Annotated in this window: 10 protein-coding genes; all 10 read left to right on the plus strand. The window is 56.5% G+C overall.

Features of this window, described 5'->3' with window-relative positions:
- Nucleotides 1–14 precede the first annotated feature (14 nt).
- Nucleotides 15–950, plus strand: a complete 936-nt coding sequence (gene coxB, locus CBW65_RS11580) for a cytochrome c oxidase subunit II (protein ID WP_087456953.1) — start codon at nt 15–17, stop codon at nt 948–950.
- Between the two features lie 22 nt (nt 951–972).
- A complete protein-coding gene (gene ctaD, locus CBW65_RS11585; RefSeq protein WP_408646543.1) occupies nt 973–2,613 on the plus strand; it encodes a cytochrome c oxidase subunit I in 1,641 nt (546 codons plus the stop codon).
- A gap of 284 nt (nt 2,614–2,897) precedes the next feature.
- On the plus strand, nt 2,898–3,842 hold the full coding sequence (gene cyoE / locus CBW65_RS11590; protein WP_087456955.1) for a heme o synthase: 945 nt from the start codon (nt 2,898–2,900) through the stop codon (nt 3,840–3,842).
- Between the two features lie 24 nt (nt 3,843–3,866).
- Entirely contained in the window at nt 3,867–4,499 is a 633-nt protein-coding gene (locus CBW65_RS11595; protein WP_087456956.1) for a hypothetical protein, read from the plus strand.
- Between the two features lie 290 nt (nt 4,500–4,789).
- Complete coding sequence (locus CBW65_RS11600) at nt 4,790–6,529, plus strand: ABC transporter ATP-binding protein (protein ID WP_232463487.1); 1,740 nt, start codon at nt 4,790–4,792, stop codon at nt 6,527–6,529.
- Entirely contained in the window at nt 6,526–8,298 is a 1,773-nt protein-coding gene (locus tag CBW65_RS11605) for an ABC transporter ATP-binding protein (RefSeq protein WP_087456957.1), read from the plus strand. The genes CBW65_RS11600 and CBW65_RS11605 overlap by 4 nt, the downstream gene beginning before the upstream one ends.
- Before the next feature lie 147 nt (nt 8,299–8,445).
- Nucleotides 8,446–9,411, plus strand: a complete 966-nt coding sequence (locus CBW65_RS11610) for a hypothetical protein (RefSeq protein WP_087456958.1) — start codon at nt 8,446–8,448, stop codon at nt 9,409–9,411.
- Nucleotides 9,408–10,373, plus strand: a complete 966-nt coding sequence (locus CBW65_RS11615) for a hypothetical protein (RefSeq protein WP_087456959.1) — start codon at nt 9,408–9,410, stop codon at nt 10,371–10,373. Before CBW65_RS11610 ends, CBW65_RS11615 begins: the two co-directional genes overlap by 4 nt.
- 82 nt (nt 10,374–10,455) lie before the next feature.
- Nucleotides 10,456–10,671: a hypothetical protein gene (locus tag CBW65_RS11620; RefSeq protein ID WP_087456960.1), complete on the plus strand. Its 216-nt coding sequence runs from the start codon at nt 10,456–10,458 to the stop codon at nt 10,669–10,671.
- 33 nt (nt 10,672–10,704) lie between these two features.
- Nucleotides 10,705–12,183, plus strand: coding sequence for a cardiolipin synthase (cls, locus tag CBW65_RS11625; RefSeq protein ID WP_198299817.1), 1,479 nt, complete (start codon nt 10,705–10,707; stop codon nt 12,181–12,183).
- Nucleotides 12,184–12,285: the final 102 nt, after the last annotated feature.

Here is a 12,285-nt window from a genome sequence, read left to right on the forward strand (position 1 = left end):
TAGGAGGAGGACAAGTGGGACTGAGTAACTTTTATCTTCCAGAGGCACTGACGCAGACGGCGAAAGACATCGACGGTCTGTTTGGGCTGATCTTCTGGATTTCCCTCGTTGCGTTCATCTTGGTAGAAGCGCTCCTGGTTATCTTCCTTATTCGGTACAAGAGAAAGCACCCGGATAAGCAAGGTCTGGCGATTCACGGCAATACCAAGGCTGAAGTCATCTGGACGTTGATTCCCGCGCTGATCCTTGTCGGTATCGGTATTTACTCGACTGGTATGGTATACACCATCCAAGAGCCGCCGACCGACGTGTACGAAATTAAGGTCACCGGTATGAAGTGGGCATGGGAGTTTGAGTACCCGAACGGTGCTAAAACTTACGGCGAACTTCGCATCCCGGAAGGCGAGAACGTTCTGTTCAAGATCTATTCCAAGGACGTCATCCACTCGTTCTGGATTCCGGAATTCCGTATCAAGCAAGATGCTGTTCCGGGCCGCGAGACCCGCTACTGGGTAAAAGCGGAAACGCTTAACAATGTGGAGAACAAATACGAAAAGCGCATCATCTGCGCTGAGTATTGCGGCAACCAGCACTCCAACATGCTCGCAGACTTGCAGATCATGCCGGCTGACGAGTTCACCGCATGGGTGGATAAAGAGCTGACCCGTCCGAAGACTGACGCGCAATACGTCATTCAATCGAACGGCTGCACCTCTTGCCACACCATCGACGGCGGCAAGTCCGCAGGTCCGACCTGGAAAGGTCTCTTTGGCAAAAAGCAAATCGTAAACGGCCAGGAAGTAACGGTCGACGAAAAATACCTGGAAGAAGCGATTACCACTCCGGACGCAAAAACTCCGGAAGGTTTCAACTCCGGTATGATGCCGACGTTCCAATTGGAACCGGAAGCAATGAAAAACGTTGTTGAGTATATCAAATCTCTGCAGTAACACTATCTGACTTACAATGGGGGTGGAAACGTTGGCAGCGACGGGAGATGTAAAGCGCAAGTCTTTCTTCCGCGATTGGATTCTAACCGTTGACCACAAGAAGATCGGGATTATGTACGCCCTCACCTCGATTATCTTCTTCTTCTTTGGCGGTCTGGCGGCGATCCTGATCCGTACGCAGCTCGCATTGCCTGATACTCAGGTACTCGAGCCGCAGCAATTTAACCAAGCGTTCACCATGCACGGTACCATCATGATCTTCCTGTGGATCATTCCGATGCTCACCGGTGCTTTTGGTAACTATCTCGTGCCGATCATGATCGGTGCACACGATATGGCGTTCCCGCGAATGAACGCACTGTCTTACTGGCTGTTCCTGTTGGGCGGTCTGGTCCTGTTCTTCTCCTTCTTCGTAGGAGCGGTTCCGGATGTAGGCTGGACGGCGTATCCGCCGTATTCGATCGAATCCCAGGGCGCGGGCCTTGACTTCTGGGTCACCGCAGTCCATATCTTGGGTCTTTCCTCGATCCTCGCAGCGATCAACTTTATCGTCACCACTTGGAACATGCGTACCGAAGGTATGACTTGGAACCGCATGCCGCTCTTCGTGTGGGCGAACCTTGTAACTTCTTTCATCCAGCTGTTCGGTACGCCGGCGCTGGCGGGCGCAGTGACCACGCTGCTGCTCGACCGTCACTTTGGCACGGTCTTCTATAACGTCGCCGAGGGCGGGGACCCGATGATGTATCAGCATCTGTTCTGGTTCTACTCGCACCCGGCTGTATACGTTATGATCATCCCGGCGATGGGTATCGTTTCCGAGATCCTGCCGGTCTTCGCTCGCAAGCCGGTCTTCGGTTACAAAGCGATCGCCTACTCCTCCGTCATGATCGGTCTGCTCGGCTTCTCCGTTTGGGCTCACCACATGTTCGTAGCAGGTATGCAAATGACGGAAGGTATCCCGTTCATGATCACTTCCTTGATCATCGCGGTTCCGACCTCGATCAAGATCTTTAACTGGCTCGCGACCCTCTGGGGCGGCCAGATCCAGTTCACCACCCCGATGCTGTTCGTGTCCCTGGGCTTCCTGGGCCTGTTCACCGTCGGCGGTCTCGGCGGTATCATGCTGGGTGCGGTCCCGGTTGACCTGCACTTGCATGACACGTACTTCGTTGTCGCTCACTTCCACTACGTTCTGTTTGGTGGTTCCATGACTGCGATCATGGCGGGTATGTTCTTCTGGTTCCCGAAAGTGACCGGCCGTATGTACATGGAGAAATTCGGCCAGTTCGCATTCTGGCTGTACTTCATCGGCACCAACCTGACCTTCTTCCCGATGCACTTCATCGGTATGGCAGGTATGCCGCGCCGCGTATTCTTCTACCAGCCGGAGCTGACCACGCTGAACCAAGTGGCAACCGCCGGTTCCTATGTCATCGGTATCGCATCGCTGCTGCTGATCGGTAACCTGGTGTACTCGATTTTCAAAGGTGCAAAAGCTGCGCAAAACCCGTTTGGTGCTCAAACCCTCGAGTGGACGCATGCTTCTTCGCCGCCGACCGAATTCAACTTCGAAGCGATGCCGGTCGTTACTTCCGACCCGTACCAATTCGGTGAGAAAAAAGGTGGCAAATCGATCGACGATGACGGGGTAACCGCGTAATCGTCGATAGGATGACGAAGGTCACAAGCGGTGGAATACTGGCAGCTCGCGGAAGGAGTAGTCATGGTGGTCAACTGTCGTTACGTTCAGCTGCACTTGTCTATGGTAACTCCAGATGGAGCCTGGCCGGTTCGCCCCGCTTGCTGACACTCAACGAATAAGAGCGTCGCATTGATTCCTGCTCGGTATTCAAGATCAGGAAGTGGGTCCTGGTCGTTCCGGCTCCTTCTGGTCATCTTCAACAGAGAGAGATCTCTAGAATCTTTGCTGGGAGGGGTATTACTTTGGAACAGACTGTACAATCTACTTCGACCGCTTCTCGCGTCTCGAATCCGGTCATGGAACCGGGTCCGCTGTCGGAAACTCCGACCGGTACCTGGCGTGACTTTGTGACGGTAACCAAGATCGGGATCACCGTTGCGAACATGATGACCGTTTTTGCCGGCCTCTGGCTGGCATCGAACGGTCAGGCTGCAGGCGACCTGATTTTCTACACGTTGATCGGTACCGCGCTGGTGATCATGGCCGGTACATGCTTAAACAACTATATCGACCGTGACTTGGACAAAAACATGGAGCGCACGTCGAAGCGCGCGCTGCCGAGCGGCCGTCTGAACGCTACTCACGTTCTCTGGCTGGGCGTGGGGTTCGCACTCGCCGGCACGTTGATCTTGACGTTCCTCGTCAATCCGCTTACGGCGTTCCTTGGTCTGATCGGTCTGTTCGTTTATGTTGTGATCTACACGATGTGGCTGAAGCGTTCGTCCACCACTTCCACCGTTTGGGGCGGCATCTCCGGTGCTGTGCCGATCGTGATGGGGTGGACCGCTTTCACTGGCGAGATGAATTTCGGTGCATGGATGCTCTTCCTGTGGATGTTCCTCTGGCAGCCGCCGCACTTCCTGGCGCTGGCGATCCGCCGTGCGGAAGATTACGGGAAAGCGGGCATTCCGCTGCTTCCGGTCGTCAAGGGTTTTGATGTGACCAAGCGTCACATGATCCGCTATGTTTCGGCGATGGTGCCGGTATCGTTCCTGATGTACCTGATCCCGAACATGGGTTACACCTACCTGATCGCTTCGCTGATTCTCGGCTTTGGCTGGTTGGGGCTGTCGATCGTTGGTTTTGTTGTCAAAGATACGATCAAATGGTCGCGCATTTCGTTTGTTTACTCTCTGATCTATCTCACGGTGCTGAGCATCGTGATGATCGTAGAACCGTATCTGTAATCTCGAAGAAAAGGAGGAACGAAGATGTCTGCACATCACGCTCCCGATTGGGTGCCGCATCGCGAAGGCACAGGCATTAAAGACAACGGCGTTTTTGCTACCTGGCTGTCTCTGATCGCATTCACGTTCTTTATCGGCACATTTGTTGCTGCGAACGTGTACCTGCGCGGCTGGGCACCGGATAAGTTCAACATCGACTTCGGTGCAAACGCGAACCTTCCGGCGTTTACGACCATCTTCTTGCTGGTTGCAGGTTTCCTGCTCCTCTTGGCAGGTAACTTCTTCCGTGCGAACCAACTGGGCAAGTTCAACGCTATGATGGTGTTGGCTGCTCTGGCGATCACCGGTTACGCTGCTATGCAGCTGTGGCTGATGTCGTTTGTTCACGGCCTTGGCGCGCATGCTTGGACGACTCACATGGGGATCTACTTCCTGCAGTTCGCTCTGGCGCTCGTCTGCATCGGCTTTACGATGGCGATTGGTAAGTACTACAGCGAACGCAATGTCAAAGCGCTGAACCGTCTGGTTCCGGCTGCACTGTCTGTGTTCCTGTACACTGTAATGACCGGCATCCTGACGCTGGTGATCACCGACATGATGTCCGTGGGCGATTTCGCAGAGTGGTGCGGTACTCGTATCATGGAACTCGTGAAGTAATAAGGAGGTATAACAGTAATGGCTCTGCTCGGATTTGCTGCTGGTGCTTTCGTATTCGTAGCGTTGATCTGCGGTATGTTTTATTACACTGCCTCCTTTACGCAAAAGAAATAGCACCACCAACGTCAAAAGATCTCTTCCCGCACGGGGAGAGATCTTTTTTATGCCTGATGTAAACGTTTTCTAAAGCGCTCATAAAGACTGAATAATTCAACTTTTAGAAAAGAGCTTCCAATCTCTGTAGGACGGAAGTATATTTGAAAGAAATCTTTTTGTAGGGGGGAACTGATGTGGGCTTGTTTCGGCAGACGATTGCGCTGTTCGGACCGTACAAGGGGCGCTTGATGCTGGTGCTCTGCTTTGCGATCGCCGGGGGCGCGTTTGCGACGGTTCCGCCGATTTTGCTTGGGAAACTGGTCGATCTCGTGCTGCCTTTGCAGATGACCGAGATGATCGGCTGGCTGGTCGCAGCCGTATTTTTCGCTTTTTTAGGCAAAGTAATTTTTGAATCTTTGCAAGAGTTTGTACAGGTGAAAATTGGCCTCGACATCATCACCGACATGCAGCTGACCGCGTTTCGCAAGCTGCATCGCGCGCCGATGTCGATGTTCGCCACCACACCGCGCGGGGACATTCTGTTCCGGCTGACCCATGACGTCGAAGCGATTCAGAACTTGAACTCGACCGTCATCCCGCGCTTCTTGCAGCAGTTCTTAGGCGCGATTGCGGCGTTTGTCGCCGTCATTGCGATCTATTGGCCGGCCGCCGTGGTGATGCTGGCCGTATTTGTGATCTATCTCGGCCCGTCCTATCTGCTCGGGCGCAAGGTGCGCAAGCTGAGCGAGGTGCAGCGCAACATGCTCGCCGACCTCTATGCGCACATGCAGGAGAGCATCGAGTCGATTCGCCTCGTCCGCACGTTTGTCACGGAGGAGCGCGAGGCGGAAACGCAGTCGGTGAAGCTAAACGCGTGGAAAAAGTTTGCGATCTACGCGGCGCTGATCTCAAAAGTGAACTGGCGTCTCGGCAACCTGATGCAGGTCGCTTCACCTGGCGTGGTGATGCTGATCGGCGGGATGGCGGTGTGGCAGGATGAGATCAGCATCGGTACGCTGGTCGCCTGCATCGGATTTATTCCGGCGATGTTTTTGCCGATCCGCTCCTTGGCGGAAAATGCCTTGATGATTCAGCAGGCGATTCCGGCCTTGCAACGCATTTTTGAATACTTTCATCTGCCGGAAGAGCAGGCGGAAGGCCTGCCGGCCGTCGGCACGGTCAAAGGCGAACTCCAGATGGAGAACATCTGGTTTGCCTATCCGGGCACAGAAGCGCAGGTGCTGCGCGGGGTGTCCCTGCATGTGCAGGCCGGGCAGCACATCGGTATCGTCGGCGCATCGGGCGGCGGGAAATCGACGCTGATCCAGTTGCTGCTGGGGCTGTACACGCCGGAGCAGGGGACGGTATTGGTCGATGGCAAGGACATGAACACGCATGACCGCAACTCGTTCCGCCTCCAAGTCGGCGTCGTGTCGCAGGAGACGTTCCTTTTGAACAGCACCTTGCGCCACAACCTGCTCTATGCGCGTCCCGACGCTTCGCCGGAAGAGCTGGATGCGGCCGTCAAAGCGTCCGGGCTCGGCGAGTTTCTGGACAGCTTGGAAGAAGGTTATGAGACGATTGTCGGCGAGCGCGGGCTGAAGCTGTCCGGAGGGCAGAGGCAGCGCGTGGCATTGGCCCGGGCGATCTTGCGCCGGCCGCCGGTGCTGATCTTTGATGAAGCGACGTCATCGCTGGACGGCGAGACGGAAGAGCGCGTGCAGGAAGCCTTAGAGCAACTGATGCCGGGGCGCACGACGATCACGATCGCCCATCGTCTGGTCACGGTGCGCGATGCGGATGAGATCCTCGTGCTCGACCACGGCGTTGTCGCTGAGCGCGGCACGCATGAAGAGCTGTTGAAACTGCAGGGGCAGTACCACCGCCTGTATACGGCGCAGTACAGCGAACTGGAAAAGGAGGGGGCCGTATGAGCCGGACAAATGTGAAAAAGCCAAGCGACGGCAAGCGCGTACTCGCGTTCCTGCGGCCCTATCTGAAGTGGGTCGGAGCGGACTCGTTTGTCATCGCGCTGAGCCAGGTCTGCGCCGACCTGATCCCGGCGCTGGCGATGACGTGGCTGGTCGACTCGATTCTGCCCGATACGGGCAACAGCGAGCTGCTCTGGGGCTTGGCGATCCTGCTGCTGGTGGCGGCGGTGCTCGACCTCGGGTTTATGATCATTGACGAGTACTTCTGCCACTATGTCGCCAAAGGGGTGACGATCCAGCAGAAGCTGCGCCTGTTCCGCCATCTGCAGGTGCTGCCGTTCAGCTTCTACCACCGCAACCAATCGGGGGAACTGCTGGCCCGCGTCTCCGATGACCCCGATACGCTGCACAACTTCCTCGCCTGGGAAGGGTCGTCGCTGATGGCGTCGGTGCAGGGCGTGGTGATCTACTCGGCGGTGCTGGCGTGGATCGATCCGTTGCTGATGGTGACGTCGCTCGTGCTTGGCGTGATCTTCTACTACGGCTCCAACCTCGTCGGTGCCAGAACGCGTGCCGCATCGGCAAATGCACGTAAAGAAGCGTCGCGTTATCTGGAACGCCTGCGCGAGTCGGTGACCGGCATTCACCTGTCACGGGTGCTCGGCGTGGCGGAGACGGAGATTGAGACGGTGGCAGAGATTCGCAAGAGCTTCATCCGCGAAAGCCACCGCGAACTGAAAGCGCGGATGCAGTCCTATGTGGTGATCGGCTCTTTTAACGGCGTGGCGATCGGCGCGGTCTACGCGATCTCGGCGTGGCTGATCTGGGACAAGAAACTGACCCAAGGCGAGATGCTCGCCGCCGCTACCCTCGTCGGCGTCGCGGCGAACCAGCTGCAGCGCATGCTGCGCCACTGGCTGTCGGTGCGCCGCACGGGACCTGCGCTCGACCGTTCGGAGATCTTGCTCTCGGAAGCGGTATCGCCGGCCGAAACGGTCAAAGGTCTGACCTTTAAAGAGGTCAAAGGTGACTTAGTTCTCGACGGCGTGGCATTTGGTTATCCGGGAAAATCGGACCGCGTGATTCAAGATCTGTCCTTTGCCGTCTCGCGCGGCGAAGCGGTGGCGCTGGTCGGGCCAAGCGGCTCGGGCAAGTCGACGGTGGTCGATCTGCTCCTGCGCCTGTATGAGCTGGATGCGGGGCAGATCTTCCTCGACGGCCAGCCGTTAAGCGCTCTCGATGCCCGCTGGCTGCGCAAACAGGTCGCGGTGGTATCGCAGGATGTGCAGCTGCGCAACGGCACACTGGCCGACAACCTGCGGCTGGGCAATGTGCAGGCCAGCGACGAAGTGCTGCTGCAGGCGATTCAGGACAGCGGCTTGCAGGAATTTTACGACAGCTTGCCAAACGGTCTGAATTCGCCGGTCGGCGAGCGGGGCAACCTGCTGTCCGGCGGGCAAAAACAGCGCCTGTCGCTGGCCCGGGCGCTGGTGGCCGACGCGCCGATCCTCGTGCTTGATGAAGCGAGTTCGGCGCTCGACCCGATCACCGAGGTGCTGGTCAATGAAGCGATCACCAAACGCCGTCGCAAGCAGACGGTGCTGGTCATCGCCCATCGCCTTTCCACCGTGCTGACCGCCGACCGCATCGTCGTGCTGGAGCACGGCTGTGTGGTCGAGCAAGGCACGCATGAGCAGCTTCTGCAGCAGGACGGCGTCTATGCGCGCCTGTTCAAGCGGGAAGCGGACATCGGAGAGAATCTGGCTGTGTAATCGTACAAAAGGCCGCCCGAAGCCGGGCGGCCTTTTCTTATTGCGGAGATTGGCAGGAATTTAGTAGTCAGTTATCTTTTGTCTTCTGTTATACTTAAAGTCTAGTATGTTGAGTATTTGCAATGCTTGAAAGAGGTGTTCTGACAGATGACCGATTGGTTGGCGATCTGGAAGGCGCTTTTCATCGCAGGCGTTCTGGCCTATCTGGCAGGCACGGCAGCTTATGGATGGCTGCCGATTCAGCGCAGACGTTTGAAGCGGAAGATCTTCGCCCGTGAGCGCGTGGCGTTCTCTTCCGACGTCAACACGGAGCTGCACGGCTATCACATCGGCCCCAACCATTGGGGAGCGGTGCTGTGGACGGCCGCGTTTTTGCTGCTGCTGGTCTTGCAGGTGGAAAGAGCCCTTTTGGTAATTGGCTGTTTTGTATATATCGGGGCGCTGACGTGCCACTATCACCGCAGCCGCCCGTATCAGAAGATGCAGGGCTATTTGTTGACCGACCAGGGCATGTACCTGTTCCCGGAAAATTTGGGTCGGCCGTTATGGAACAAGTCGGAGCAGCTGTTCGCCGCCTGGGACGGGGTCTCCGGCTATAAGATCGACGGGAGCTTCCTGCAGTTCGCAGGCGCTGACGGCAGCATCACAGCGCAGGTCGAGTACCGGGCTGTCGACTATGAACAGGTGAAAGCTGCTCTGTTTGAGCTGGGCGTGCAGCGCTTGGAGCTGACCGACCGCCTGTGGGCGGCACAGATCGATGAAGAGCGGTTTTACGCGCTGGAAGACGAGGTCAACGACTTGGGCTGGGATCTGCTCGACCTGTTCCATGAGGAACTGCAGGGCATGAACCTCCGCCCGGAGTTTGGCGTGATGCGCAACATGCCGGGCGACCGGCTGTTTGAAGAGCAGGCGCGCTCGTGGCTGCAGCTGAACCTCGTCGATGCCGACTCGTCCGAACGGGTCGCCGGCGGTTCGTTCCCGCTCTGGCACTCGACGGGCAGTGTTGGCTATCTGCTTGGCACCGGCGGGCAGGAGCTCGTCGACCGCCTGCAGGAGTGGATGAAAATGACCTTGCGCGATGCACAGAAGGCGAGAGAGGTGGTCGTGTCATGATGGCCGGATTTTTGCTCGTCTTTGGGATCTGGATGGCGCTGTACGGCTTGAATGTGCCGGTCAGAGCGTATCTGATTCGCCGCCATGATCAGCAGCATGAGGTGCTGCAGCGGGTCGATGTGCAGACCGGGATTGTGGAGAAGATGACCTTTTCCAAATACATGGTGCCGGTGGGGATCGCGCTGCTCCTGATCTCGACCGTACGGGTGATCACGCGGGAGCAACTCCTTGAGATCACCGATGTCGAAGCTGTGTTTGCCGGGATGTTGATCGGCCTTGTCGTGATCTCAGCCCTGTGGCCGTTCTACTACAAGAGCAAGACGCGGCGCACAGAAGCGGTCCTGTTTGACCGCGACGGCGTGACGATGTTTTCGCCGCGCGTCGGTCTCTTGTCCCAAGGGCCGTTCCAGACGCGGATCGACTGGAAGGACTGCTTTGGCTACTCGGTGTTCCGCGGGCATGTGATGCTGGCCTTGCGCCCGATCGGGCATGTCGAGCAACTGTACGGGGACCATCGCGAAACGATGGAGAAGGTGCTGAATTCGCTGGGCATCCCCAAGCTGAACGCCTATGACGTGATCCGCAATGACGAAGTGCCGGAGGAAGCGTTGCGCGCTGCCGAGCAGCATGTGCTGGCGATCGCCGAGGACGTGGCGGCAGGCTTCAGCACCGAGCTGGCAAGCGTTGGCATCACGATCGATGTTCAACTCCTCGACACGGTCGAAGGCGAGCCGGAGCAAAGTCCGGATGCACATGCTCTGGTGCGCTTTCGGATCATGGAAGGGGACAACGTGCTGCAGCAGCTGGACTGGCTGATCTGGGCGCTGTATGACGACTCGCTGGAACTCTTGTCCCTGCCGGAGCACCAGTATTATGAAGAGCTGGACGGGCGGGTGCAGGCGCTGGTCGACAACCGCCTGCGCGAACTGGGTGTCGCACAGAAGCCGATCGTGTTGCAATAGGTCGATTTTTATAACTGGTTGAAAATTGCAATTCCATGTTAAGATAAAGTAACATTATTATCCTAACAAGGAGGTTGCGCCAGTGATAGAAGGTATCGGGAACTCTTCTTCGCACCAGCAGGTGTCGATGCAACGGCAGCCTGTCAAGTATGTGCAGCACGATTTTGCGTTCCACACGACGCTTTCCAACGGATCGCGAGTGGTGCAGCACGAGACCAAAGAGACGATCGTCGCTGCATCTGCCACCCAAGAGCGCAGCCATACGGCTGTCGGACAGCGCATTGACGTGTATTGCTAGAAGCGGCGCCTCCAAACATGGAGGTGCCTTTTTTTGCGCATACTAGGGGGAAAGCGAATCGCAAGGGTGGTGACGACGATCTTCTGGATGATTCTTCTCGGTATGGGACTGCTGCAGGTGGTTTTCATCGGAACGGTGATCGCACTTGAGAACCGCAGCCCGGGGAAAACGGTGGCCTGGTTGATCGTACTCACGTTGCTTCCGTTGCTCGGATTCCTGCTGTATCTGGCCGCCGGCCGCAATGCCAGGAAAGAGAAGCTGTTCCGCCACAAGCACATGAAAGGCGGCAAACTGGAGTCGATCGTGGAAAAGCAGCTCCGGCAGATGACCGAAGATCAGGTGTTGCTCGGATACGGCGTGCAGCAAAAAAAGCGTCTGGTGCGCCTGTCGCTGAACAACTCGCTGTCGCCGCTGACCAGCAACAATCGATTTGAGGTGCTGACCGACGGCAAGCAGAAGTTTCAGGTGCTGTTCGAGGAGTTGGAAAAAGCGCAAGATCACATCCACCTGATGTATTACATCTTTAAAGATGACGGGATCGGACAGGAAACGCGCAAGCTCTTGCTGCGCAAAAAACAGGAAGGCGTCGAGGTGCGGGTGATGGTGGACGGATTGGGATCGCACAAGACGTCAAAACAGTTTTTTCAGGAGATGCGCGATGCGGGAATTGAGGTGGCGGTGTTTTTTCCGGTGAAGTTTCCTTATGTGACAAGCCGCTTGAACTTCCGCAATCATCGCAAAATCGTCGTCATCGACGGCCGGGTCGGACTGCTCGGCGGGATGAACATCGGGGATGAGTATCTGTCGCGCGACCCGAAGCTGGGCTATTGGCGCGACACGCATCTGCTGGTGCGCGGCGAAAGCGTGCAGTTGATGCAGAAGACGTTTTTGAACGACTGGTATTTTGTGACCAAGCAGAAGATCACCGCTGATAAATATTATCCCAAGCCGGAGCAGGTCGGGGACATGCTGGTGCAGATCGTGCCAAGCGGTCCCGATGCGGAGTTTGACTCGATTCGGCAGATATTTTTTACAGCCTGTGCAACGGCCGAGAAGCGGATTTATCTGCAGACGGCCTATTTCATTCCGGATGACAGCATCATCATGGCCTTGAAGATGGCAGCGTTGAGCGGAGTTGACGTGCGTGTGATCGTGCAAGGGGTGCCGGAGTACCGGGTGACCTATTGGGCGACGCGGTCGTATTTTACGGAGCTGCTCGATGCCGGGGTGAAGATTTATCAGTACGAAAAAGGGATCTTGCATACGAAGGTGCTGATCATCGATGATGAGGTGGCGTCTTTGGGCTCGGCAAATTTTGATATCCGGAGCTTTTTGCTGAACTTTGAGATCGGGGCATTTCTGTATAACAAGGAGTTTGCGGATCGGCTGGAGCGGGATTTCAGGATGGATCTGGAGAACAGCAGGCTGGTGGAGAAAGACGTGTACAAAAGCCGCCCGCTGAAGGATAAATTGCGGGAATCGGGGGCGCGGCTGTTGTCTCCGCTTTTGTAAAAGCCCAAATTGCAAAGTTGATGAACCATTACCTAGACGCTGTAATACTTTGGAATGGGAGTCGTGCAGAATCGACAACAACATCCTTCCGAGGAGGTCTAG

The sequence above is a fragment of the Tumebacillus avium genome (assembly GCF_002162355.1).
Lineage (GTDB): Bacteria > Bacillota > Bacilli > Tumebacillales > Tumebacillaceae > Tumebacillus_A > Tumebacillus_A avium.